The 25,539-nt window shown below is 54.8% G+C and carries 25 protein-coding genes; 4 read left to right on the top strand and 21 right to left on the bottom strand.

Going from position 1 to position 25,539, the window contains the following annotated elements; translation table 11 throughout:
* Positions 1-28: 28 nt before the first annotated feature.
* The 5 genes from phoU to pnpS form a co-directional block, all read right to left on the bottom strand.
* The gene (phoU, locus tag ABID47_RS09070) at positions 29-688 is read right to left on the bottom strand and encodes a phosphate signaling complex protein PhoU (RefSeq protein WP_116232271.1); all 660 of its coding nucleotides are present in this window, start codon (positions 686-688) and stop codon (positions 29-31) included.
* A gap of 49 nt (positions 689-737) precedes the next feature.
* Positions 738-1,493: a phosphate ABC transporter ATP-binding protein PstB gene (gene pstB / locus ABID47_RS09065; protein WP_354496027.1), complete on the bottom strand. Its 756-nt coding sequence runs from the start codon at positions 1,491-1,493 to the stop codon at positions 738-740.
* A gap of 145 nt (positions 1,494-1,638) precedes the next feature.
* On the bottom strand, positions 1,639-2,829 hold the full coding sequence (locus ABID47_RS09060; RefSeq protein WP_354496025.1) for a methyl-accepting chemotaxis protein: 1,191 nt from the start codon (positions 2,827-2,829) through the stop codon (positions 1,639-1,641).
* A gap of 154 nt (positions 2,830-2,983) precedes the next feature.
* Positions 2,984-3,718, bottom strand: coding sequence for a response regulator transcription factor (locus ABID47_RS09055; RefSeq protein ID WP_076170458.1), 735 nt, complete (start codon positions 3,716-3,718; stop codon positions 2,984-2,986).
* Between the two features lie 165 nt (positions 3,719-3,883).
* Positions 3,884-5,689, bottom strand: a complete 1,806-nt coding sequence (gene pnpS / locus ABID47_RS09050; protein ID WP_354496023.1) for a two-component system histidine kinase PnpS — start codon at positions 5,687-5,689, stop codon at positions 3,884-3,886.
* Between the two features lie 242 nt (positions 5,690-5,931).
* On the opposite strand from pnpS, the gene yfbR reads away from it, so the two are divergent.
* Entirely contained in the window at positions 5,932-6,591 is a 660-nt protein-coding gene (yfbR, locus tag ABID47_RS09045; protein ID WP_354496021.1) for a 5'-deoxynucleotidase, read from the top strand.
* A 178-nt stretch (positions 6,592-6,769) separates the two neighbouring features.
* On the opposite strand, the gene ABID47_RS09040 is transcribed toward yfbR, so the two are convergent.
* From ABID47_RS09040 to ABID47_RS08980, 13 genes are all read right to left on the bottom strand, one after another.
* Positions 6,770-7,645 carry an SDR family oxidoreductase gene (locus ABID47_RS09040; protein ID WP_251673428.1) on the bottom strand — a complete coding sequence of 292 codons (876 nt, stop codon included), beginning with the start codon at positions 7,643-7,645 and terminating at the stop codon, positions 6,770-6,772.
* 237 nt (positions 7,646-7,882) lie between these two features.
* Positions 7,883-8,308, bottom strand: coding sequence for a hypothetical protein (locus ABID47_RS09035; protein WP_076170462.1), 426 nt, complete (start codon positions 8,306-8,308; stop codon positions 7,883-7,885).
* A 135-nt stretch (positions 8,309-8,443) separates the two neighbouring features.
* A complete protein-coding gene (gene mdh / locus ABID47_RS09030) occupies positions 8,444-9,385 on the bottom strand; it encodes a malate dehydrogenase (protein WP_354496019.1) in 942 nt (313 codons plus the stop codon).
* 15 nt (positions 9,386-9,400) lie between these two features.
* The gene (gene icd / locus ABID47_RS09025; RefSeq protein WP_076170464.1) at positions 9,401-10,693 is read right to left on the bottom strand and encodes an NADP-dependent isocitrate dehydrogenase; all 1,293 of its coding nucleotides are present in this window, start codon (positions 10,691-10,693) and stop codon (positions 9,401-9,403) included.
* A gap of 123 nt (positions 10,694-10,816) precedes the next feature.
* On the bottom strand, positions 10,817-11,932 hold the full coding sequence (citZ, locus tag ABID47_RS09020; RefSeq protein ID WP_089545820.1) for a citrate synthase: 1,116 nt from the start codon (positions 11,930-11,932) through the stop codon (positions 10,817-10,819).
* 339 nt (positions 11,933-12,271) lie between these two features.
* Complete coding sequence (locus ABID47_RS09015) at positions 12,272-12,673, bottom strand: FxsA family protein (protein ID WP_076170466.1); 402 nt, start codon at positions 12,671-12,673, stop codon at positions 12,272-12,274.
* On the bottom strand, positions 12,670-13,179 hold the full coding sequence (locus ABID47_RS09010; protein ID WP_354496016.1) for an acyl-CoA thioesterase: 510 nt from the start codon (positions 13,177-13,179) through the stop codon (positions 12,670-12,672). The genes ABID47_RS09015 and ABID47_RS09010 overlap by 4 nt, the downstream gene beginning before the upstream one ends.
* Before the next feature lie 181 nt (positions 13,180-13,360).
* Positions 13,361-14,785 carry a pyruvate kinase gene (gene pyk / locus ABID47_RS09005; RefSeq protein WP_116232265.1) on the bottom strand — a complete coding sequence of 475 codons (1,425 nt, stop codon included), beginning with the start codon at positions 14,783-14,785 and terminating at the stop codon, positions 13,361-13,363.
* A gap of 136 nt (positions 14,786-14,921) precedes the next feature.
* Positions 14,922-15,905, bottom strand: a complete 984-nt coding sequence (locus tag ABID47_RS09000; RefSeq protein WP_354496013.1) for an acetyl-CoA carboxylase carboxyltransferase subunit alpha — start codon at positions 15,903-15,905, stop codon at positions 14,922-14,924.
* Complete coding sequence (gene accD / locus ABID47_RS08995) at positions 15,906-16,796, bottom strand: acetyl-CoA carboxylase, carboxyltransferase subunit beta (protein ID WP_116232263.1); 891 nt, start codon at positions 16,794-16,796, stop codon at positions 15,906-15,908.
* Between the two features lie 77 nt (positions 16,797-16,873).
* Complete coding sequence (locus ABID47_RS08990) at positions 16,874-17,062, bottom strand: glutamate decarboxylase (protein ID WP_076170471.1); 189 nt, start codon at positions 17,060-17,062, stop codon at positions 16,874-16,876.
* Between the two features lie 135 nt (positions 17,063-17,197).
* On the bottom strand, positions 17,198-17,704 hold the full coding sequence (locus tag ABID47_RS08985) for a phosphatidylglycerophosphatase A family protein (protein WP_089545818.1): 507 nt from the start codon (positions 17,702-17,704) through the stop codon (positions 17,198-17,200).
* 227 nt (positions 17,705-17,931) lie between these two features.
* The gene (locus ABID47_RS08980; protein ID WP_354496008.1) at positions 17,932-21,600 is read right to left on the bottom strand and encodes a DNA polymerase III subunit alpha; all 3,669 of its coding nucleotides are present in this window, start codon (positions 21,598-21,600) and stop codon (positions 17,932-17,934) included.
* A gap of 155 nt (positions 21,601-21,755) precedes the next feature.
* Between ABID47_RS08980 and ABID47_RS08975 the strand changes: the two genes are divergently transcribed.
* From ABID47_RS08975 to ABID47_RS08965, 3 genes are read left to right on the top strand one after another with little or no spacing between them, the layout of a single operon-like run.
* Positions 21,756-22,082 carry a YtrH family sporulation protein gene (locus ABID47_RS08975; protein WP_076170474.1) on the top strand — a complete coding sequence of 109 codons (327 nt, stop codon included), beginning with the start codon at positions 21,756-21,758 and terminating at the stop codon, positions 22,080-22,082.
* A gap of 3 nt (positions 22,083-22,085) precedes the next feature.
* Positions 22,086-22,589 (top strand): hypothetical protein, encoded by a 504-nt coding sequence (locus tag ABID47_RS08970; RefSeq protein ID WP_089545816.1) that lies wholly within the window; start codon positions 22,086-22,088, stop codon positions 22,587-22,589.
* Positions 22,590-22,603: 14 nt separating this feature from the next.
* Positions 22,604-22,951: a YtpI family protein gene (locus ABID47_RS08965; RefSeq protein ID WP_306433629.1), complete on the top strand. Its 348-nt coding sequence runs from the start codon at positions 22,604-22,606 to the stop codon at positions 22,949-22,951.
* A 187-nt stretch (positions 22,952-23,138) separates the two neighbouring features.
* On the opposite strand, the gene ABID47_RS08960 is transcribed toward ABID47_RS08965, so the two are convergent.
* The 3 genes from ABID47_RS08960 to ABID47_RS08950 all read right to left on the bottom strand — a co-directional run bounded on the left by ABID47_RS08960 (position 23,139) and on the right by ABID47_RS08950 (position 25,321).
* Positions 23,139-24,473, bottom strand: coding sequence for a DRTGG domain-containing protein (locus ABID47_RS08960; RefSeq protein ID WP_089545815.1), 1,335 nt, complete (start codon positions 24,471-24,473; stop codon positions 23,139-23,141).
* Positions 24,474-24,601: 128 nt separating this feature from the next.
* Positions 24,602-24,889, bottom strand: coding sequence for a hypothetical protein (locus tag ABID47_RS08955; RefSeq protein ID WP_076170477.1), 288 nt, complete (start codon positions 24,887-24,889; stop codon positions 24,602-24,604).
* 84 nt (positions 24,890-24,973) lie between these two features.
* Positions 24,974-25,321, bottom strand: coding sequence for a YlbF/YmcA family competence regulator (locus ABID47_RS08950; protein WP_089545814.1), 348 nt, complete (start codon positions 25,319-25,321; stop codon positions 24,974-24,976).
* Positions 25,322-25,539: the final 218 nt, after the last annotated feature.

Raw genomic sequence — 25,539 nt, 5'->3', positions numbered from 1 at the left:
CAGCTCCTTGATCTCATGTATGTTGATGTTATTGATTCAAATCAGGACGCCGGCCGGTAACGAGATACACCGTGCTCTCCCCGATATTCGTGGCGTGATCGGCGATCCGCTCGATGTACCGGGCAACCAGTGTGAGCAGCATCGCTTGCGACAGCGTCTCGGGGTTCGAGGCGATATAGCCGTACAATTCCGTGATGATCCGGCTGTAGAATTGGTCCACCTGATCGTCGTCCTTGGCCATTTTATAAGCAAGGTCGGTATTTTCGTCCAAATAAGACGTAATGGACTCCTCGATCATTACTTGCACCAGATCAGCCATTTGCGGAATGTCGATCAGCGGCTTGATCAGCTCCTGCCCCTGCAGCCGCAGCGTCACCTTGGCAACGTCAAGGGCAAGGTCTCCCATGCGCTCCAGGTCGCTCGAAATTTTAAAGGCTACGAGAATTCTTCGCAGATCCTTGGCTACCGGCTGCTGGGTAACGATCAGGCGGGAGCCGATGTCCATGATTTCCTCTTCCATCGCGTTCAGCTTGGCGTCATCCTTGACGATTTGCTGTGCCTTCACCGCATCGAGCGTTTTCAGGCTGATCACCGCCTCTTCCAAAGCATGAACCACATGCGCGCCCATCTGGCGAAGCAACGTGCGCAGTACCTCTAAATCCTGATCCAACTCTTTTCTCCGAATCATCGCTGCCCTGTTCCCCCTAGGATATATTTAATGCTCATCTTGCTGCCGGTTACCCGAAACGCCCGGAAATATAATCTTCGGTACGGGAGTCCCGCGGGTTGGTGAACAACTCCTTGGTATCGTCGGATTCGACGACTTCCCCGTTCAGGAAAAATACCGTGCGGCCGGAAATCCGGGCAGCTTGATGCATATTATGAGTAACCATAACGATGGTATAGGTCTCCTTGAGCTCCTGTACCAATTCCTCAATCTTTAGTGTCGAAATCGGATCGAGCGCAGAGGTCGCCTCATCCATCAGAAGAATGTCCGGCTGAACCGCCAAAGCTCTGGCAATGCACAAACGCTGCTGCTGTCCGCCCGAAAGGCTGAGGGCCGAACGCTTCAAGTAATCCTTAACCTCTTCCCACAGCGCGGCCTGGCGCAGGCTCTGCTCCACAATTTCGTCGAGCACCTTCTTATCGCGCGTGCCGTGCAGACGGGGGCCGTAGGCAATATTGTCGTAAATCGATTTGGGGAACGGATTCGGCTGCTGGAACACCATGCCCACCTGCTTGCGAAGAGCTTCCACGTGCACGTCATTGCCGTAAATATCTTTGCCGCCGATTTTGACGGAGCCTTCGATATGCGTGCCTGTGATCATGTCATTCATCCGGTTCAGCGTCCGCAGCAGGGTCGACTTGCCGCATCCGGAAGGGCCGATAAAGGCAGTGATCGTTTTCTCGGGAATGTCCAGGTCTATATTTTTAAGCGCATGAAACTGCTCGTAGTACAAATTCAACTGCTCAATATCGATAATATCTTCCATTTACAATCGCTTCTCCTTTTTTCAAAAAGGGTCTATGAAGTTCAGTTCATCTATATGGCACCTATCTATAGTAATGCCGTTATGTAAATGCTGTGTCCCACAATTGTAAACGCAGTGTAAAATGTGTAAACTAGCAGATCCAATATTAAGCAAAAGAACTTCCTTTCTCCAGCTCCTGCCTGATGACGGCGGCCCGCATGGCCGTATCTCCCGCCAACCGGTTGACGGTTTCACCGGTCCCCGCCACGTGTTCGACCGCCTTTTCCAGCTCACCGAACATCCGGCTTCCTTCGTCCAGCAGCTCCGCGCTGGCCGTGATCTCGCCCACTCCGGCCGTGGTTAAAGCTCCCGTTTCCTTCGCCAGCCGGCTGATGCTTCCGAGCAGTCCGGAAATATCCGCCGCCAGCTGCCGGGTCTGTCCTGCGAGCGACCTGACTTCAGCAGCGACGACCTGAAAGCCGCGTCCGTGCTCACCGGCATGCGCCGCCTCGATCGATGCGTTCATGGCAAGAAGATTGCTTTTATCCGCCAGCTCCGAAATGGTCCGGGTTAATGCCGAGATCGTGTCGACATCCTGGATCAGCCGGGCCACCTGCTGCTGATTCTCGTTCATCCGCTCCACCACATTGGAATAGGACTGGCTGACCTCATCCAGCTTGCTGCGCCCGTCCAGCGACCATTCCTTCATCTGGCGGCATTCTATCAGCGTGGCGTTCGCCGCCTCCGCTACCTGCTGCAGCGATTCCTCCATGCCGGTGACATGCCTGAAGCTCTCCGCTACCGTCTGCCTGCGCCGCTGCTCAGCCCCCGTCTGAAGCAAGCCCGACATGATCATCAAATCCAGGACCGTCAGCACGCCTGCCAGCTGCCCGTGATCCGTCAAAATAACACAGTCATAAAATTGGGATTCGGGGCGGTCCAGGGCCTGCTGGATCAGCAGTCCGGGATCGGCTCCAATGTCGGCGATCAGGGGCTGCATGTCCGCAAATTTCTCTACCGGACGGCCAAAATACAGATCGGCGCCGAACCGGCCGGTCAGCTTCCGGTAAAAGGTGTCCCGCATGACCAGCCCAAACGGCTCGCCCTCCTTCCCTCCGATGACCACGCAGGGAAGATCCGGCTGCTCCTTGATCAGCTCCAGAACTTCTCGGCAGCTCGTCTGGGCGTCCAGCAGCGGAACCATCCGGCAATATTCCGCCGGCGTGGGGCGATCCCCGGAATCTCCTCCCCCTTGCGTGCTTGCTTCAGTATGGCCTTGTGCGGAGGCGTTACCTTCTTGAGCTGGGTTTCCATTTGCACGAATGCTTTGTTGCAGATCGGCGTACAGTGTGGACAATATGGCCCTCCCCCTCTTCGGCTCTCTAGTCTTTAGCCGCATCATACCTCCCGAGCGTTAAGAGAATATGCGGACAATGTAAATTGTATGTAAACCTATGATCAAAGAACTAGTTCCTTAGGTCTGATGCATGCAAAAAAAAGAAGCTCTCTCCTTATTCCACAGGATGAGAGCTTCTTTTTTTATTGACGACCAGCTTATAGCCAACGCCGCGGATGGAATCAATATGAACGGATTCGGGATCAAGCTCCAGCTTCTTGCGCAGAGAGCTGACATGCACATCCACCGTCCGCTGACCCCCGATGTAATCAAAGCCCCACACCGCGTTCATCAAATCATCCCGGGTCAGGACAACACCTGGTTTGCGGGCGAGGTACAGCAGCACTTCAAATTCCTTCGGCCGCAGATTAATGCTGGTACTGCCCAGCATCACCTCGTATTTCTCCGGATAAATCTCCAGCTGTCCGAGCGTGATGGCCGAGGTAGGCGATTCCGGAACGGCCGCCGCTTCCTCTCCGGGACCGGACACTCTGCGAAGCACGGTGCTTACGCGCGCCAGCAGCTCCGAGACCCCGAACGGTTTCGTAATGTAGTCGTCGGCGCCCAGCTTAAGGCCCTGCACGACCTCTTCCTCTGCGTTTTTGGCCGTCAAAATAATCACCGGCGTCTCCATTCCCTTGCTGCGGAGTTTGCTCAAAATGTCAAATCCATTCATTCCCGGCAGCATCAAATCCAAAATAATGAGGTCGTAAGGCTCATGGGCGGCCCGCTCGTACCCGGACGTGCCGTGGTCTTCAATCGTGACATCGTAGCCTTCCTGCGTCAAGTTGTACGAAAGCAATCTGGCGAGCGTCGGCTCATCCTCGATTACCAACAATCGTTGAGTCATATTCACCGGTCCCCCTGTTTCTTGTATCAAATGAATGAATGCTGACAAGCAACATCTTATCATCTGATTGTTAACGCTGTGTAAAAGAATACATGATGTTTACCTTTTTCGAAAAGATAAGCCTATTGTCTCTAACGAAAAGGGGGGATATTCCATTTCCCCTGTTTACACACCGTCCTGCTCCTGAAGCATCGGAAGCTTAACGGTAAACGTGGTGCCGATGCCGAGCTCGCTTTCCACGGAAATCGCTCCGTGATGGAGTTCAACCAGATGCTTCACGATCGAAAGCCCCAGCCCGGTTCCTCCCGAGCTTCTCGATCTTGCCTTATCCACCCGGTAAAAGCGTTCGAAGATCCGCGGCAGGTCCTTCTTCGGAATGCCGATGCCGGTATCGGAAACGGCGAATACGACTTGTTCGTTCCCGTCGGCGTCCTGCTGATCGCGCACGGACAGCTCGACTCTGCCGCCATCCTGGGTATAGCTGATCGCGTTCGAGAGCAGATTGATAAAAATCTGCCGCAGCTTGTCCTCATCCGCTTCAATAAACAATTCATCCGGAATGTCCGTCTGCAGCGTGATCCGTTTTTTCCTGGCGACCGTACCGAGCGTCTCCATCATCGTCCCAAAAAACGTGGACACGTCGACAGGTGCATAATCCATCGGCGACTGCTTGGATTCGATTTTGGACAAATCCAATATATCGCTGATCAGACGGTTCAGCCGCTCGCTTTCATCGAAAATGATCTGTAAAAACGATTTGGCCGTTTTCTCGTCATGGACGCCGCCGTTCAGCAGGGTTTCGGCAAAGCCCTTGACCGCTGCCACCGGTGTCTTGAGCTCATGGGACACATTGGCCACAAACTCGCTGCGCATATTCTCCAGCCTGCGGATCGCGGTAACGTCCTGCAGCAGAAACAGCATGCCGCTGAACTCTTTGCCGCTCTGCTCCCGGAACATCGGGACCCCGTCCATGCGGAGGATCGTTTCCTGCGGAATGTAGACCTTCCGCTCCTCGTGGATTTCGATGCGCTCGGAGATTCCTTCCTTGATCAGCTTCGTCAGTTCGTAGTACTGCTTCAGCTCATCATAAGAGCGGCCGGTAATGTGTTGGGCACTCACGCTCAGCATATTCTCGGCGGCCGGATTCACCAGCGCGATCTTCCCTTCGGCATCCAACAGCAGAATGCCTCCGGTCATATTGTCGAGCACGCTCTGCAGCAGATCCTCGTTGTCCTGGATCGTTTTCAGCTGTGTCTGCAGGCTGTCGGCCATCCCGTTGATCGCGTTGCCCAGAAGGCCGATTTCGTCCTTTCTGCGCAGATCCACGCGGGCGTCGTAATCCTGCTGCGAAATACGTCTGGCCACCCGGGTGATCTTCTCCAGCGGCGACGTCATCCCGGATGCGATCCGGTAGCTGATCAAGGTCGCCGCGGCAAACAGGATCACAAGGCCGACGGCCATGACCATCCAGCCGTTCCGGACACCCTCATCGACGGATTTCAGGCTGACCGACAAACGGATAAAGCCGTCGAAATTCGCGCCGGAAGTCACCGGCACCGCCACATACAGCATATTCTGACGGAGCGTATCACTGTAACGGATAGCGTGTCCCACGCCTTCTTTCGAAGCCGTCACAACCTCCTCCCGTTTGCTGTGGTTGTCCATTTCCAGTGGATTGCTCTCCGAATCGCCGACCACGGTGCCATCCCTTTTAATAAAGGTCACCCGCGCTTCCGTCAGCTTGCCGAGCTTCCCGGCTTCGCCGGTATAATAGCTAACCGCATCCGCCCCCTGCATCGGTATGAAGTCAAACGTGGTGCTGAGCAGCTTTATTTCGCGGACCATATTCTCTTCAAGTCCCGTAATATGCGATTTCTTGAACACCTGGGCCATCGTGATGCCTGCCCCGAGCATAGATACGCCGATCATCACCATAAGAATCAGCGTCAATCTGATCCGAAAAGGTTTCATGGGTCCCTTCCTTTATCCTCAAGTTTCCTCTTTTTCTATTCCTAATCCTAACGTGAATCCCGCCCTTTGACCAGTGGAAAATGGACAGCCCTGTTCCGGGGCGCCTCTTCCCGGATATAGTAGGATTATCCAGATAGATTGAACTAAAGAAATGAAATTATAGGCCTCATTGGGCCGTTAACAGGAATTTCAATGCTTAACTTTAGGTTCAATCTATCCAGCTTCGAAAGGAGAACCGAACGTTGAACTATCATTTTTCCGCATACATGTACCGTCTGCAGTATATCCAGCGCTGGAGCCTGATGCGCAGCACCTCGCCGGAAAATGTGGCGGAGCACTCCTATCACGTCGCTCTGCTCGCACATATGCTCTGCCATATCGGCAACGTCTTCTTCGGGCGCCAGCTCAACGCGGACCGTGCCGCGTCCCTCGCCTTGTTTCACGACGCGGCGGAGGTGTTCACCGGCGACATCGCCACGCCGGTGAAGCATAACAACCCGCGGCTCCTCGGAAGCTTTCGCGAAATGGAGCAGATCGCCGCGGAGCGCCTCGCCGGCATGGTGCCTCCGGAGCTGCAAGCGGTTTACGGCCCCCTCCTTCATCCGGATACGGTGGATGAACAGGAGTCCGAACTGCTGCTCTATGTCAAAGCCGCCGACCGGCTGGACGCGTACCTGAAGTGCACGCGCGAGGTTGCCGCAGGCAACCGGGAATTCGCCGCCGCCAAGGAGCAGACACTGGCGAAGATCCGCCAGATGAAGCTGGCCGAGGCGGATTATTTCCTGGAAAATATGGCGCCGAGCTTCGAAATGTCGCTGGATGAGCTGTCCGCCGACGATGAAGGCGGCCGTAATCCAGCTGATACTGCCGACGATGGAAATCACCGCGGCAGTCTGGAATGAAACGGCCCCCTGACGCCACCACCAAAAAAGGTTGTACCCGGATTCCTTCTTCCGGGTACAACCTTTTGTTCAAGGGATGCTTGAAGTCCATCCCTATGGATAACAACCGATCCAAATATGGGCTGCGGCTGCCAGACGCTTCAAGGCATCGCCGCCCTTTCTAAACGTTCCGCTCGGCTTAGCCGTTTACGACTTCGCCGCCGTTCACGTGGATCACCTGTCCGCTGACATAGGACGAGTCATCCGACGCCAGATAGACATAGGCCGGCGCCAGCTCTTCCGGCTGACCCGGACGCTTCATCGGCTGCGACGCGCCAAACTGGCTCACCTGCTGGGCGTCGAACGTGGACGGAATGAGCGGGGTCCAGATCGGCCCCGGAGCAACCGCGTTCACGCGGATGCCCTTCTCCACCACGTTCATGGACAGCGCGCGCGTGAAGCTGACGATTGCGCCCTTCGTCGAGGAGTAATCGATCAGCGTCGGGTTGCCTTTATAGGCCGTAATAGAGGCCGTGTTGACGATCGCGCTGCCATTCTTCAGATACGGCATCGCCATCTTGGTCATAAAGAACATGCCGAAAATGTTCGTACGGAACGTCTTTTCGAGCTGCTCCTTCGTAATATCCTCAATTTTCTGCTGCGGATGCTGCTCCGCCGCGTTGTTGATTAGAATATCCAGTCCGCCCAGCTCCTGTACCGACTGGTTGACGGCGTTTTTGCAGAAGGACTCGTCTCCGATATCGCCAGGGATCAGCAGGCATTTGCGTCCTTCCTGCTCGATCTGGCGCTTTGTTTCTTCGGCGTCCCCGTGCTCATTCAGGTATACGATCGCGATATCGGCACCTTCTTTGGCGAAAGCTACGGCCACCGCACGGCCGATCCCGCTGTCACCGCCGGTGATGATCGCCTTTTTGCCCTGCAGCTTACCCGCGGCTTTGTAATCTTTGGGCTCGTATTTCGGTAGAGGGTTCATTTCCGATTCCGTCCCCGGCTGATGATTCTGATGCTGAGGAGGCAGAGTCTGTTTAGGTTGCGATTGCGAATTTCCTGACATCATTCATTCTCCTTTCACGGATGGGTTTCATCGGTGCACATGCCATCACATTCCGTATTAGGATGGCATATGACGGATGGATTATTCTCTACCGTTGATACTTACCACATCGCTCCCGGAGTTAAACAGTAGAACACCGCTCTCCATTCAAGAAAAAGCAGTCCATGGATCATTTTTGTCCAAAAAAAGATGACCCCGCAAAGCGGAGTCATCTGCAAACGATAGATACCTTATAGCTTAAATAATGTGGTTGTAGACCATGAAGAAAGTCATGATCAACAGGCAGATCGCCAGCAGGGCGCTGAGCGTACGGATTTTCCCCATTTCTACGGAAATATCCCTTTTTTCCTGAATGCCCTTGATCGCCAGACGGAGCGGCTTGCCCATGATTCCGCTGATTGCGCCGAGCGCCAGCAGCAGGATGACAATAATGATCATCCACGGCACGGAATAGTCGCCTTGGCTCATCAGATAACCGCCTGTCAGCAGCTGGATTACAAGGCCTACCTGAGCAAACGTATTGAGGCTGCGGATGGCTGCCGCGCTGCCTTCCTGAGCAGGGAGTGACAAACCGGCCACTTTACCTACAACGAATGGCAGAACCAGATAGAATCCGAGAGCCAACGCTCCCAAAATATGTACGAAAAACATCACAGTGGTCATTCCATTTCCTCCCCGCGTGCTTGTGTTTCCATAACATTCATTATACTTATAAACCTTTGAAAAGAAAAGAAAACCTCCATGGTTGTCACACATTAGAGGTTTTCTTGTTCAAAGTTTGGACACGAATGGTCCCGCTTATACATTCACTACAGCGATGACATTGCGGACCGAATCGGCCGATTGATCCAGCGCCGCTTTTTCTTCGGCCGTCAGCTCCAGCTCGAAAATCCTCTCGATGCCGCTGCCGCCTAGAATTGTCGGTACGCCTAGGAAAATGTCATGGTAGCCGTATTCGCCGTCAAGGCGTGCGATGACCGGTATAATCCGTTTCTTGTCCTTGAGGATGGCTTCCGCCATTTGCACCAATGAGGCCGCCGGGGCGTAATACGCACTGCCGTTGCCGAGCAGGTTGACGATTTCGCCGCCGCCGACGCGGGTGCGCTGCACAATCTCCTGAATGCGCTCCGGCGATATCAGCGTGTCGATCGGAATACCGCCGACGCTGGAATACCGCACGAGAGGCACCATGTCGTCGCCATGGCCGCCAAGCACAAAGCCGCGCACATCCTCGACGGAGACATTCAGCTCCTGCGCGATGAACGTGCAGTAGCGGGCCGTATCAAGGACGCCGGATTGGCCGATCACGCGGTTTTTAGGAAAACCGAGCGTCTTGTAAGCGACATGCGTCATGGCGTCCACCGGATTGCTCAGGATGATCACGATCGATTCCGGCGCTACGCGTTTTACGTTGTCGCAGACCGATTTCACGATGCCTGCATTGGTGTTCACGAGGTCGTCACGGCTCATGCCCGGTTTGCGGGCAACGCCGGCCGTAATGATCACGATGTCGGAGCCAGCCGCATCATCGTAATTCGAGGTACCGATGATCTGACTGTCAAAGCCTTGAACAGGACTCGCTTCCAGCATGTCCAGCGCCTTGCCCTTGGTTGGGTTCTCCAGTTGAGGAATATCCAGCAGCACCACGTTGCCAAGTTCCTTTTGCGCGAGCATCAGCGCCGTCGTGGCACCGGTAAAACCGGCACCCACAACGGTAATTTTTTTACGAGTCAAGGCCATGATCGGATCTCTCCCCTACATGTTTTTGATAACTTCGTCAGCGAACTCGGAGCATTTGACTTCCGTCGCGCCTTCCATCAGACGGGCGAAATCGTAAGTTACCGTCTTATTGTTAATCGACGTTTCCATGCCTTTGTAGATCAGATCAGCTGCTTCCTGCCATCCCAGGTGCTCAAGCAGCATTACGCCGGACAGGATAACCGAACCCGGGTTCACGACGTCTTTGTCCGCGTATTTCGGAGCTGTTCCGTGCGTTGCTTCAAAGATCGCGTGTCCTGTCACGTAGTTGATGTTCGCTCCTGGCGCGATACCGATCCCGCCGATTTGGGCAGCAAGGGCGTCGGACAGATAGTCACCGTTCAGGTTCAGGGTTGCAATCACGTCGAAGTCCGTCGGACGAGTCAGCACCTGCTGGAGAGCGATGTCGGCAATCGCATCCTTGATGATGATTTTGCCTTCGGCTTCAGCGGCTTTTTGAGCGGCATTCGCAGCGTCTACGCCGTCTTTTTCCTTGATGATGTCATATTGTGCCCAAGTGAACACTTTATCGCCAAACTCCTGTTCAGCCACTTCGTAACCCCAGTTTTTGAAGGCGCCTTCGGTGAATTTCATGATGTTGCCTTTGTGAACGAGCGTCACGCTCTTACGGCCGTGCTTGATGGCGTATTCTACTGCAGCGCGAACGAGGCGCTTGGAGCCTTCGGAAGATACCGGCTTGATTCCGATACCGGAAGTTTCAGGGAAACGGATTTTGTTAACGCCCATTTCTTCCTGAAGGAATTTGATGACCTTCTTCACTTCCTCCGAGCCTTCCTTGTACTCGATACCTGCATAGATGTCTTCCGTATTTTCGCGGAAGATGACCATGTCGACCAGTTCAGGATGCTTAACCGGAGAAGGCACGCCGTTGAAGTAGCGCACAGGACGCAAGCAGACGTACAGATCGAGCTCTTGGCGCAGAGCCACGTTCAGGGAACGGATACCGCCGCCGATCGGCGTAGTCAAAGGTCCTTTGATGGCTACAATGTACTCGCGGATAGCTTCGAGGGTATCGTTCGGCAGCCACTCCCCGTATGTATTGTAGGCTTTTTCACCGGCAAATACTTCATACCAGGCGATTTTTTTCTCGCCGTTGTAAGCTTTCTCAACAGCTGCATCCAGAACGCGCTTGGAAGCTCTCCAAATGTCGCGGCCGGTACCGTCGCCTTCGATGAACGGAATAACTGGATTGTTCGGAACCTGCAGCTTGCCGTTCGTTATTTCAATCTTTTCACCTTCGGTAGGGAGTGCAAATTTCTCGAGTTTCATGAATAATTCCTCCTTATAGTTTTCTTCGGGCATGATTTCCCTGCCGGGACAAGCACAAAGCCAGAGGGAACCGCCCGTGCCCGGGTTGATCGTTCACGGTGTTCCCCCTTTTTCTATTATACCTTAAGAACGCTGCTCAATCGGAACATATTTTTGATCCGTTTGGCCGACATATTCGGCACGCGGACGGATGATGCGGTTGTTTTCATATTGTTCCAGAATGTGCGCCGTCCATCCCGACACGCGGCTGATCGCAAAGATCGGCGTGAAGAGCTCCTGCTCGATGCCAAGCTGAGTATATACGGAAGCGGAGTAGAAGTCCACATTCGGCTTCAGTCCCTTCTGGCCGGTCACGATGTCCTCCACTTTGACGGACATTTCGTACAGGCTTGTATCCCCTTTCATTTCACCCAGCTCGCGGGACATCTTCTGCAGATGCTTGGCGCGGGGATCCCCGTTTTTGTAAACGCGATGGCCGAAGCCCATAATTTTGTCTTTATTGTCGAGCTTCTCTTGAATGTATGGCTCAACTTTGTCGATGCTTCCGATTTCGTTCAGCATCTTCATGACCGCTTCGTTGGCACCGCCGTGCAGTGGGCCTTTCAATGCGCCGATCGCTGATGTAACGCCGGAGTAGATGTCCGAAAGCGTCGCCACGGTTACGCGCGCAGCAAACGTCGAAGCGTTCAGCTCATGGTCGGCATGCAGCACGAGCGCCTGGTCGAGAGCCTTCACCGAAGTCTCCTCAGGCGTTTCGCCTCTGAGCATATACAGGAAGTTTTCGGCAACCGACAAGCCTGCTTTCGGTGCGACAGGCTCCTGGCCTTTGCGGAGGCGGGCCATGGCCGCAATAATCGTAGGGAGCTGCGCCTGAAGACGGATCGCCTTGCGCTCATTGGCTTCACGGCTCATATCGTCGGCTTCCGCATCGTACAGCGCCAGGGCCGATACGGCGGAACGGAGAGCTGCCATCGTGCTCATATCTTTAGGGTACAATTTCATTTGTTCGATCAAAGCATCCGGAATTGCGGCATAGTCGCTGAGGTCCTGCTGAAGACGACTCAATTCGTCCTGATTCGGCAGTTTTCCGAACCAGAGCAGGAAAGCCACTTCTTCGAAGCTCGCGTTCGCTGCCAGGTCATCAATGTTATAACCGCGGTATGTGAGCACACCGTCGACAATCGAGCTGATGGAAGAAGCTGCGGCAACAATTCCTTCCAGACCTTTGGTAGCTGTCATCGTACATCTCTCCTTCGTATAACGGAATTTTAACAACATGCATGAACCGTGAAAACAGTTACATTTTACTGAAAAGAAAAACGTCCATCGACGCAATCCACAGCAGACAGGCCGTGCCATAATGCCGTTAACGCGGAACCGGGCGGGCTGTACTCTCCTGTTCGGATCCCGCAAAACCGTCGTCCGCTACTCTACCTGACACCAATCGCCAAGTAATGGAACCATATATTATCATAAAGTATTTTGACGTCTATGTGAACAATTACAAGGTGACAGTAAACATCAAATTGTTTTATCAGCCAAATAAACAATTTTTTATCAGGTATGCTCTTCCTTCCGCTAACGGCGGTAAATCTTAATGTTTCCGTCTTTCATCTTCCGCTCGATCCACTTCAAAATGACATAGCGGTACAAGGGCCGAGTCAGCGGAAATACCATCGTAAACCCGATCAGGTCCGTTACAAAGCCAGGAAGGACAAGCAGCATCCCTCCGATAAACACGCATAAGCCATCCACCATGCTCCGGCCGGGAACCTGGCCCGAATTCATTTTGGCCCGCGAATCCTCCAGGACCTTGCGCCCCTCAAAGCGCATCATCAGCATGCCGATTCCTGATGTGACGATGGTCAGCAGCAATGTATTGGCCGCTCCTACCCGGGTAGCCACCCATTCGAAGCCGAATATTTCGACCACCGGAACGATAATGATCAGGGCCAGCAGCCATTTTCTGAACGCGGTCATGCTTCTCCTCCTGTAATCGACTTGGACAGGGCCTTATACAGCGCAGGCGAGTGCTTGTCGAGCCTAACGGGCTGCCAGTCCCGGTTCAGCCACACATGCTGCGTAGAACCCGTGACGAGCACTTCTCCGGGCAGTTCTTCGCCGACCTGATACCCGCTGCCGGCAAACGTCGCCTGCTCCTGTTCGGATAGTCTTCGGATTTCATAGATATAGTCAATCCGCAGTTTAGTGAACCGCGTCATTCTCGTAAAAATCGTAATCATGTCGTCATAGCGCGCCGGCTGCACAAACTTCATGTCAAGCTCCGTAACGGGCAGAAACAAGCCCTCATCCTCCATACTGCGGTAAGTAATGCCCAATTCGCGGATCATTTCGGTCCGGCCGATTTCAAACCAGTTTAAATAATTCGCATGATAGACGACAGCCATCTTGTCGCTTTCCTGATAGCGTACCCGGAGTGACGTCGTAAACCAGCGGCTGAGCTGAATGCCGTTATCTTTTCCCATCCTCCACTGTTCCCTTTCTTGCTGTAATTAAATGCCCTTCAATTCAGTATAACATAAGGGATGCCTGCTTCTGAAATTTGCCCGGTATCAGCAAAAAAAGCCTGCCAGGAGTGAATCCTGACAGGCTTTTCTATGAAATGGATCTATCGGTAGGCTAGCGGCGGTTTGCGCCGCAGTCCTCTTATGCGTTTGGAATTTGGCTGACCTTCACCAGGTTCGTCGAGCCGGATTGTCCCAGCGGAACCCCTGCAGTAATAACAACCAGATCGCCCGGTTTTACGAGACCGGACTCCAGGCCGCCCTTCAAGGAGTTCTCGAACATTTCATCCGTTGATGTAGCAGTCTTGCCTGGAACCGGCGTAACGCCCCAAGTCAGAGCCAGACGACGCAGCGTGCGCTCCTGCGTAGTCACTGCGATGATCGGTGCTTCCGGACGGTACTTGGATACCATGCGTGCCGTATGGCCGGATTCCGTCGAAGAAATGATCGCCTTGGCGTTCAGATCCAGTGCGGAAATTGCCACCGATTGGCTGATCGCTTCGGTAATTGTCGTTTCCTGGGCAATCCGCTGCTTCAGGAAAATTTCGCGGTAGTTCAGCGCGGATTCAGCCTTCTCGGCGATGCGGGACATCGTCAGAACGGATTCCACCGGATATTTACCTGCAGCCGTTTCCCCGGACAACATGATTGCATCCGTGCCGTCGAAGATCGCATTCGCTACGTCACTCGCTTCGGCGCGTGTCGGACGCGGGTTGCGCTGCATGGAATCCAGCATTTGCGTCGCCGTAATGACCGGTTTGCCGGCAACATTACATTTTTCGATCATGCGCTTTTGTACCAGCGGTACTTCTTCGGCTGGAATTTCCACGCCGAGGTCACCGCGGGCAACCATCAGACCGTCGGACGCTTCCAAAATTTCATCGAGGTTGTCCACGCCTTGCTGGTTCTCGATCTTGGAAATGATCTGGATGTGCTCTGCGTTGTGCTTGGCGAGCAGTTCGCGGATTTCTTGAACGTCACTTGCTTTGCGTACGAAGGAAGCTGCGATAAAATCGATGCCCTGTTCGATCCCGAATACGATATCGTTCGCGTCTTTCTCTGTGATGCCCGGCAGAGAAATCGCCACACCCGGTACGTTCACGCCTTTTTTGCTCTTGATCGTACCGCCATTGACAATACGGCATTTAATTTCAGTGCCCTGGACTTCCACAACCGTCAGGCCGATCAATCCGTCGTCGATCAGGATCGTCGAACCCGGCTGCACATCACTAGGAAGATCTTTGTACGTGATCGAAATCCGGTCTTTGTCGCCCAGGATTTCTTCGGTCGTCAGCGTGATGTACTCATCCTGCACCAGCTCGATCGGCTCCACGGCAAGCTTGCCTGTGCGGATTTCCGGTCCTTTGGTGTCAAGCAGGATGGCAACGGTTTTGCCAAGCTCGCGGCTGGCTTCGCGGATGTTCTTGATCCGGCGGCCATGCTCCTCGAAATCGCCGTGCGAGAAGTTCAAACGGGCAACGTTCATGCCGGCCATAATCAATTTTTTGGTGTTTTCCAACGATTCACTGGAAGGACCGATGGTACATACGATTTTTGTTTTACGCATTTGGGTTTCCTCCGTTTTATTCTTTAAAGTCTCTCTACCCTACATATCTTTATCCAAAGATTAAATTTACTACAAAACGAAAGTTTTGTATAGGAAGTTTGAAAGTTTGTCATAATACATCATTGCCCAGATGGAACTAATCTATCACACCGACATGCGAAGATTGTTCATAGGCAAACTTACCGATCTTGCGGAACTTCTGATACCGGTCTTCCTTCAACGCATCGCTGCCCAGTCCCGACAGTTCGCCCAGATGGCGTACCAGGCTGTCCTTGATGGCAGCGGCTGTCGCCTCATAGTCCCGGTGCGCTCCGCCTTTCGGTTCCGGCACGATCTCTTCGATCACTTCGAATTCAAGCAGATCTTTGGCCGTAATCTTCATGGCCTCGGCCGCCTGATCCGCTTTGGACGCATCCTTCCAGAGGATCGAAGCCGCTCCGTTCGGCGAAATCGCCGAATAGATCGCATGCTCCAGCATCAGCACACGGTTGCCGACGGCCATCGCAAGAGCACCGCCGCTTCCACCTTCGCCGATGACCACACAAATAACAGGAACACCCAGCGCGGCCATCTCCCGTAAGTTGCGGGCGATTGCCTCGGATTGTCCCCTCTCTTCTGCTGTATTACCCGGATAAGCACCTTTTGTATCAATAAAAGTGATAATCGGGCGTTTAAATTTGTCCGCTTGATGCATCAGCCGCAGCGCTTTTCGAAAGCCTTCCGGATGCGCGCTGCCGAAGAAACGGGCAATGTTGTCCTTCGTATCCTTCCCGCGCTGTTGGCCGATCACGGTGACCGGAGTCCCGTTCAGCTTGGCCAGCCCGCCAATAACCGCGAGGTCATCACCAAATAGACGGTCCCCGTGCAGCTCGATGAAATCGCTGAAAATCAGCTGGATCAAATCGAGCGAAGTGGGACGCTGATGATGCCGGGCCAAATGCATTTTCTGGGCGGCCGTAATATTTGAATACACCTCTTCTTCCAACTGGGCGTATCTTTCTTCCAATCTCGCAATCTCGTCGCTAAAATCAATACCCTTGTCCGCTCCGAACTGCTTCAGCTCATTGATCTTCTGCCGCATTTCCACAAGGGGCTTTTCAAAAGGCAATTCTCCTGCCACTTAATATCCCCCTTTCACGGTATGCATCTCGATCAGCTTGTACAGCATTTGGCGCAGCTCTTTCCGGTGGACGACCAAATCCAGCTGTCCGTGCGCCAAATTGAACTCCGCCGTCTGGAAATCATCCGGGAGCTTCTGGCGGATGGTCTGCTCGATAACGATCCGTCCGGCAAAGCCGAACACAGCCCCTGGCTCCGCGATGTTAATATCGCCGAGCGTGGCAAAGCTGGCCGAAACCCCGCCTGTCGTCGGATCGGTAATGACCGAAATGTAAAGGCCGCCTTTTTCGTTAAAACGAGACAAAGCAGCGCTTGTCTTCGCCATTTGCATCAAACTTAGAATACTTTCCTGCATACGCGCTCCGCCGGAAGTCGAGAAAATAATGAGCGGGAGATCCCTTTCGGTCGCAATTTCGATCGCCCGGGTAATTTTCTCGCCGACGACCGAACCCATGCTTCCCGTAAAGAAATCGAAGCTCATGACGGCGACGACAACCGGAAGTCCTTCAATGGTGCCTTGTCCGGTTATAACCGCTTCGCGCAGACCCGACTTGAGCGCCTGCTGCTCCAGCTTGTTGGCATATCCCGGAAATTGGAGCGGATCGACCGATACCATACCGCTGTCGAACTCTTCAAATCCTGCATCATCCAGCGTCATTTGGATCCGTTCCAACGCATTCAGACGCATGTGGTGTCCGCAGTTGGGGCAAACCTTCAGATTTTTCTCCAGCTCTTTGCTGTATTGAATGCTGCCGCATTTCGGACATTTATTCATCAAGCCTTCGGGAATTTCCCGGCGCGGTCTTTCTTCACCCGGCTCGCTGCCTCTTCCTACACGTTCTGAAGGAATGGTCGCGTATTTTCTTTTTTTCTGGAACAAGTCTTTAAACACAACTACACCTCTCAGCCGTTAATTTGCCCAGCCGCTCTTCACTCTGCCTCTATAAACGTCACTTTGTTTCCTTAAAATTAAGGATGCAAAATGGAATTAAGCACTTCCTGGACTTCCTCCAGCTCACCAGAGGGAACCAAAATCTCGAACTGCTGCTTGGATAAATTGATCGGACGGCTTTTAACCAAAAATCCCTCTTCCGTTAATTTGGTCGTGATCATTTCCGCTACCTTGGCGGTAGGTGCGATATAGATGACCGTCCACATTCCTTGCAGAACCCCCTAATCTCATGTTCTGAGCACGTATAATAGAGTAATGATAACATAACTCCGTTTTTTCCCGCAACAAAGTGATGGGACGCGGGCAGGCCGATCAGAGGGTTCGTTCAAGGCCTTCGGGCGTTACAACCCGGAATTTCCGGAAGCGGACGGATACTGCTTGGCTCCCTTGTACCGGTGTGCGATCCTCGCGGATGCCGCGGCGGCGAGCCCGGCGACCAGATCATCGAGAAAAACGTGGATCTCGTCCTTTTTATTGTTCAGGGTATCGATAATACCGATTTTTTCTTTATCCAAAAAACCAAAACTTGTCAGTCCGATCATGCCGTACACGCTCGTAATGCCGAGCGCCAACGTCTCGTCCACTCCGTACAGCGGTTCGTCCGCCTCCATGATCGCCTGCAAAGGCTCGGGAAGAAGCTTTTTCTCCGCCAGCTCGTCAAGCGCCATCCCGGTCACCAGCGTGTACTGCACTTCCCTTTTGCCGAGGACGGCGTTCACGCTCTCCACGCATTCGTCGATCTCCAGTTCCGGATGGTACGGGATTTGCAGTTTATACACGATATCGGCAATGTCCCCGACTTTGACTCCCCTGCGGCTCAGCATGGCAATCGCTGCATCATATGACATGTTTATTCCTCCCGCACGGCACGCCCGCCCCCGGGTCCTTCGAAAAGATGCGTCTGCCCAAGGCAGCCGGGCGGCACATGATAATGTTGTCCCTAGGTGTTCCTAAGTGTATGCGGGAGGCTCGGGAAACGTTCGTAAAATCTGTGTCATTTCCGCAGAAGCCCGAAGGGTCATGAATTATTGCACTGTTGCCGGCGGCTATGCCAGCCACCCTTTGATCCGTGCTTCTATTTAATCCGGACCGTCCCTTCGCCGAGCATGTTTTCGATCATTTCGAAAAATTCGGGCGACGGTTTGATCCGATAGTTGTCGCTGAGCGCAAGGAGCTTTTGGCTTTGCTCGTAAAAGAGCACCGTGGCCACCGGACCCGGATGCTCCTGAAGCAGCTGCTTCAGCCTGGCAAGCAGGTCCGGGTTCTCCGCTTCCGGCGTAATCTTAACGAAGACGCGCTGCTCCGCCGTTGTGGGGCGGCGCGCTTGTTCCTTCGCCGGGGCGGGTGCACCGCCGCCCTGCTCCTTGCGCGCCGGTTCGTCGGCCGGCGCGGCAGCATCGCCGGCGGCTGCCTGCGGAGCGGGGCGGTCCGCAGGCGCGCCCTGCCGCCGCGATGGCCCTTGCCCCGCGGCGAAGGATCTGCCGCCGGCTGGCGCCTGGTTCCGCTTGACCATCTGGGCAAGCGGGGCCCCGGCCAGCGGCAGCACTTCCTCGGCGAGGAGCTTGAAGCCCTCGTCCTGCTGCTGCACCTTGGAGCGCAGTGCCAGCAGCTCGCCCTTGCCGACATAGCTCGAGCTGCGCTTCCAAACTTCAGGGAACAGCACCACTTCGCAGCGTTCGATCTGGTCTTCCAGCTCCATGAAGGCCATCGCTTTGCCCTGCTTGGTCGTGATCGACTTGACGGACACGACCATGCCCGCGACGACCACCTTCGCTTCATCCGCCGCCTCGGCCAGGTTCATCAGCCGCTCCACGCCCGGTTCGTCCAATACTTCATCAAAGTCGTCCAGAGGGTGGCCGGACAGATACAGACCGAGCAGCTCGCGCTCGTGCTCCAGCTGCTGGGAAACGGAAAACGGCGGAATGTCGGGATATTCGATCTCCCAATTCGGCGTTTCGACAAAATCAAACAGCTGGATCTGCAGATCCTCACGTTCCTTGCGCCATTTGAGGGCGGCATCGACGGTCTCGTCCAGCATGGCGAGCAGCTGCGCGCGATGGCCCGGCAGCGAATCGAAGGCGCCCGCCTGGATCAGCGACTCGATCACCCGTTTGTTGCAGACGCGCAGATCGATCCGGCGGCAGAAGTCGAGCAGGCTTTTGAACGGCTTCTCTTCCCGGACGCGCATCATGTTTTCCACGGCCTGGGTACCCACGTTCTTGATGGCCCCCAGCCCGAACCGGATATGCCCCGGCCCTTCGGCCGGCTGCCCGTCCTCCGCGCTTACCGCCACCGGTGTAAACAGCACGCCGCTCTCGTTGACGTCGGGCGGAAGCACCTTGATGTTCATCCGTCGGCACTCCACCACGTATTCCGCGACCTTCCGGTGACTGCCCATGACGGCCGTCAGCATCGAGGCCATGAACTGCACCGGATAGTGCGCCTTGAGATAAGCGGTCTGGAATGCCAGAACGGCGTACGCTGCCGCGTGGGCTCTCGGAAAACCGTAATCGGCAAAGCGCACGATCATGTCGTATACCTTGTTCGCATCCTCTTCGGTATATCCCTGCTTCAGGCTGCCCTCCACGAAGTGGCTGCGCTCACGATCGAGCACTTCCCGCTTCTTCTTGGACACGGCGCGCCGCAGCAGATCGGCTTCCCCGAGTGAGAAGCCCGCCATCAGCGAGGCGATCTTCATGATCTGCTCCTGGTACACGATGATACCGTAGGTGTCGGCCAGGATCGGCTTCAAATCGTCATGCGGGTAGTCGACCTGGATGGTACCATGCTTCGCCTGGATGAAATTCGGGATAAACTCCATCGGACCCGGGCGGTACAGCGCCACGACCGAGATGACGTCCTCGAATACGCTTGGCTTCAGCTCTTTGAGCACCCGCCGCATGCCTGCGGACTCCAGCTGGAACACGCCGGTCGTATCTCCGCTCCCCAGCATCTCATAGGTCAGCGGGTCATTGTCCGGAACCTGCGCGAAGTCCGGCGCGCTGCCGGTCATTTCCCCGATCCAGCGCATGGACCGCTCGATGATCGACAGGGTGCGCAGACCGAGAAAGTCCATTTTGAGCAGGCCGATGCTTTCCAGCTGCTCCATCGGATATTGGGTCAGTGCGGTTCGCTCGCTGCCTTCCTGCAGCGGGACCGCATCGGTCAGCGGGTCGCGCGATATGACCACGCCCGCGGCGTGGGTCGACGCGTGCCGCGGCATGCCTTCGACCTTCATGGCCATGTCAAGCATCTCGCGGGTTTTGGGGCTCTGCTCGTACAGCTTCTTCAACTCGTCGCTGATTTCCATCGCCCGGCGGATGTTGATGCCATGCGCGTTCGGAATGAGCTTGGCCGCCTTGTCCACCTCGCCGTACGATACGTTCAGGGCGCGTCCCACGTCACGTACCGCCGCGCGGGCAGCCATCGTTCCGAAGGTGATGATCTGTGCGACGTGTTCGCTGCCGTATTTATCCGCCACATACTCGATTACTTCGTCACGGCGCTCATCGCTGAAGTCGATATCGATATCCGGCATGGTCACCCGTTCCGGGTTCAGGAAGCGTTCGAACAGCAGATTGTACTTGATCGGATCGACGTTCGTGATGCGGAGCACGTATGCGACGAGACTGCCCGCGGACGAACCCCGTCCGGGACCGGTCACGATTCCCCGCCGGTGTGCATAGGCGATAAAATCCCAAACGATGAGGAAGTAATCGCTGAACCCCATGCTCCCGATCACGCCGAGCTCGTAGTCGAGGCGCTGGAGAAGCTCTCTTTTTCCTTCTTCGGTGTCCCACAGGCCGGTCGTGCTGTAGCGGCTTTCCAGTCCTTCTAGGCACAGGGTCCGCAAGTATTCGGCAGCTGTCTGCCCCTCGGGAAGCGGACGGTATTCCGGCAGAATGGACCGGCCGAATTCCAGCTCCAGGCTGCATTTGTCCGCAATAAGGAGCGTATTGTCCAAGGCTTCCCGGACATGCGGGAACAAGCGGGCCATTTCGTTGCCGCTCTTCAGGTACAGCTGGTCCGTCTGAATCTGCAGCCGGTCCTCGTCCTCTACCGTTTTTCCTGTACCGATACAGATCAGCACGTCCTGCATGGAGGCATCCTCACGGACAAGGTAGTGGACGTCGTTGGTCGCCACGAGCGGAACGTCCAGCTCCCGGGCGAGCTCGATCAGCTGCGGATTGACCCGCTTCTGTTCGGGCAGCCCGTGGTCCTGCAGCTCCAGATAAAAATCTTCGCCGAAAATGTCCCGGTACCGCAGCGCAGCCCGGCGCGCCTCCTCGGTCCGGCCGTGCAGCAGATGCTGGGGCACTTCCCCGCCGAGGCAGGCGCTCAGGCAGATGATGCCCTCATGATGTTTCGCGAGCGCATCCATATCGATGCGCGGTTTATAGTGAAAACCTTCCAAATGCCCGATGGAGCACAGCTTCATCAGATTGCGGTAACCCGTCTCGTTCTTGGCAAGCAGGATCAGGTGATAGATCGGCTGATCCTTGCGGCTGCCGCGCTCTTTGCGGGAACCGGCCGTCAGGTAGGCCTCGCAGCCGATGATCGGCTTGATGCCTTCCGCCACACAGGCTTTATAAAATGGTACCGCACCGTACATGACCCCGTGGTCAGTCAGCGCCAGCGCCTTCATTCCGTTCTCCGCGGCTCGCCGGACAAGGTCCGAGATCCGTGCCGCTCCATCCAGAAGGCTGTATTCGCTATGCACGTGAAGATGCACAAATGAACTCATGTCTCGTCTCCTTTTCGCCGCAGTGATCACTGGTTTTTAACGTTTCATGCACTATTTATTATTTTATCATAATCCGCCTAGGACCGCCCATAGAATGGAATAAGGAAAGCGCTGGACAAGGCGTTTCCGACCTCCTTGGGAAAGGACTGGGAATCATGAGCGTGTTTTTATCCAAAGCCATACTGGACTTCTTTATCGCTTTCGGCATCGTGCTGGGCGGTGCGATGGTCGGCGGGATCGGTGCGGTCATTTCGCTGCAATCACCGACACACACCATGCTCGAGGTGGCCGATCGGATTAAAATATGGGCGATGGCGGCGGCGATCGGCGGCACGATCGATCCGATGAGGGTCATCGAGAGCAATTTTATGGGGGGCAATCTTTCCCCCGCCATCAAGCAGGTTCTGTTTCTCCTCTTCGCCTTCCTCGGCGCTCACATGGGCAGCGAGCTGGTCAAATGGGTTTGCGGCGGCAGGGAATAGCCGATGCGAATTCCTCCGTTCAGCCGATACCGCCATTTCTCCCAGCTGACCGCCGTCTTCGTCTTGGGCGCCATTATCGGAAGCGTCGTGTATAATTCGGTGTTCCACTCCAGCTTTGACATGCTTTGGGCGTCCAATCAGGACTTGGAGCTTCGGATCCAGCAGTACGAGGACGACATCAAAACGCTGAAAAAGTACAACAACCAGCAGACCGTGATCAAGGAAATCAAAATCCGTGCGGAGCAGCAGGACCCGCCTCTCGATCCGGTCATCGTCAAGGAAGTGATCCGCAAGCTCGGCGAGGATCTGGAGGTGCTGCGGGGCCGGAACATTTTCGATATCGACGAGGACAGCAAAATCGCCCGGAACCTCCTCAATCGCAAAATTTACAGGGTGCGTGATAAGGAATATTCCATCGAAATCAAGACGATGCTGGTGGCGGAGGGCGTGCTCCAGATCTGGATCGACATCGAGCCTCAAAGTGTCGCTTCGGTCGGCAAATCGTGATACAATGAGGAATATTGAAGTTATTGACAGTAAAGGAGCTGCAGCATTCGATGATTTCCGTCATCCGCTATTGCCTATTTGCGCTGCTGGTGATTACCTGTTTATGTTCCGCTTACTACAGCTACCGCGCGCGGCGTTCCGCCGATGTTCGTGACCGGGGCTTGTACGGCTCGAATATGAATATCTGCCTTGGAATAATGCTGATCGTGCTTGCGCTGATCTGCATGTTTATTTTCCATGGATCGACCGCCGCGGTCGTTATCGAGGGGCTGTTCCTCGTCCTCGGGGCATTCAATATTTTCGCGGGCATCCGCAATCGGGGCCATTTCAGCCGCATGAAATCCTCCGATACGAAAGCTTGAACCTGATGCTGCAATTGCGCGGAGTTACCTGAATCTTCCAAGCGTGGACAAGACCCAAACTTTAATGTGCGGGAGATAATCGGGGCCACACACAACAAATAACCGGCCGTATCTTTGATCAAAGATGCTGCCGGTTATATTTATGTCTGGCTAAGACCATGGCCAATTCTGCCATGCCCGTTACCTGTTATCCATGCTCGATAGAATGAAGCGTCAGCACGGCTTTGGCCACCAGGCTGTCGTCATGCAGCATTTCGATTTCGATCTTGCACGTCCGCCGACTCGCCTCCAGCAGCCGCGGCATGACGGTCACCGGATCCTCGATCTGCACCGGGCGGACAAAGTACGTTGACATGTTATCCAGGACAAAGTCGTTCCCCGTCATATCCTTCGCCGCCCGCAGCGCCGCCTGCGTCATCACCGTGGTCAGGATGCCTTCCGAAATCGTACCGAGATCCGTCGCCATCTGCGGCGTAATAAAGCCGTGGAAAAAGAGCCGCCCCTCCTCATCCCGCTCATCCGCAAATCCGTTCCAGATCAAATGGTCGAACGTCTCGCCGAGCTGCGGCTGCTTGCGGGCGTCGCGCATGGCCTGAAGCACTTCTTTCCGCGACACGGTCGCCACCAGCTTGCGGTTGCGGTCGACGATCGGCAGAAAGTCCACGCCTTCCCACATCATGAGCTGCGCTGCGGACGCGAGCGAGGTTTGCAGTCCGGCCGTGACCGGATTGCGGACCAGCAGCTTCTCGATGCTCTGCCCATCGGGCAGGTCCTTCATATCGCTCCGGTTCACGATACCGAGCACCCGGTTCCACTCGTCGATGACCGGCAGCCGCAGCTGTCCGGTCTGATCCGCAAGCGCCTTGCAATCCGCCACGGTGCTCGACAGCTTGAGGGCGTGGATTTTGGCCCGGGTGTTGACGATGTCCTCGACGATCATAATTTTCTTCTTGATCAGGCGGTCGAAAATGGCCCGGTTGATCAGCGACGCCACCGTAAACGTGTCGTGGCGCGATGAAAAAATCGGCAGGTCGAGCGTGTCGGCCAGCTCCTTGACCTCCCGGCTCGTTCCGAATCCGCCGGTAATGAGCACGCCCGCTCCCTGCTCCAGCGCCAGCGAATGCGCGTCAGCCCGGTTGCCCACGATGAGCAGGCTGCCCGCGTCGATGTAACGGGCCATGGCGTCCACCTCCATGGCGCCGATGACGTATTTATGCAGATGTTTATTCAGTCCATCGGCTCCGCCGATCATGTGGCCTTCCACGATCTCGACCACGTCGGCGAAGGTGAGCTGCTCGGAAATATTCCGCGGCTTCTTCTCGACCCGGACGGTGCCGATCCTTTCCTTGGTCACGACGATGCCCAGGTTTTCGGCGTCCTTCACCGCCCGGTAAGCGGTCCCTTCGCTAACGGACATTTCCTTCGCCAGCTTGCGGACCGAAATCTTGGTGCCAATTTTCAGCCCTTCGATATGCTGCAGCAGCTGCTCATGTTTCGTAATCGTTTCATCGCGGCCCTCCAACTGTTACACCCCCACGTTTCTATCTGTACCATACTGTACTATTATATCATGGTTGAGGCCGGAAAATAACAACGCAAAAAAAGCCGCCTCCACGCAATAACATTGCGTAAGACAGCTTTTTATCGCATTTATACATTTTCCTGGCGCTGCTGTGTTTCCTCCGGCCATTTCAGCTGCCACTGCTGCAGCTTGGCTTTACGAATGCGCTCCAGCGCTCTTTGTTTCTCTTCGTCCACCCCGAGCAAATAATGCAGGTGCGAGCCGATTATCAGAAAGGCAAACACGGCCCAGGCCGCTCCGAACCCGGAAGCCCAGGTCCATCCGCCGCTGAAGTTGATCCGGGGCAGAGCGTACACCAGCATCGCCAGAGCGAGAAGTAGGTAAATGGAATGCTTCAGTTTGCTTCTTTTTTTCATCTCATCGCAGCTCCTTCATTTGGTAACTCTATATTTCTACTCTATGAAGGGGTCTGCGAAAATATGAGAAAAGTTTTGTCCAACCTACAGGCTTTGTCCCCCGTACAGATGCTGGAGGCTGTCCGAGATGATTTTGTTCACGTCCTCGATGATCGTGCTGAGGCGGCGCTCCGCTTCAAACAACCGGCGGATGTTCAGGTTCAGGCTGAGCACGTCGAAGAGCTTCTCCATCTTCTCCATCTCCTCCTGGGATGGCATATCCCCGGACATCATCCGCTGCTGAATTTCCATCTGCCGCTGGCGGAAATCCTCAAGCATTTGTTTGCTCTCCGGATCCGCTTCAATCAGACTCATCGCCGAGCTGATTTCCTGGACCTCCGAGCTTTCCTTTAGGGCTTTGGCCAAATCGTGCGCTTTGTCATAAATGTTCATAGGTTGTCATTTCCTCCTTAAATTTGGGCAGTTACCAATCGGCGTGTTTTATGGAAGACGGACCGCTGGCTCCCGCGGAAGTGAATCCTGCGATAATCGCAAGCTTTTGCTTCGCTCACAGCTTATCAATCCGACCGTCTCCGAAAAAATGAAGGGCTGAAATCCCGGTTTTTATAAAAGTGGGTCAATCACCAAGGGATATATGTCCTCATATGATG

The sequence above is a fragment of the Paenibacillus favisporus genome (assembly GCF_040545415.1).
In the GTDB taxonomy this organism is placed as follows: Bacteria; Bacillota; Bacilli; order Paenibacillales; family Paenibacillaceae; genus Paenibacillus_AQ; species Paenibacillus_AQ favisporus.
This window is presented reverse-complemented; position numbering and strand designations above follow the sequence as displayed.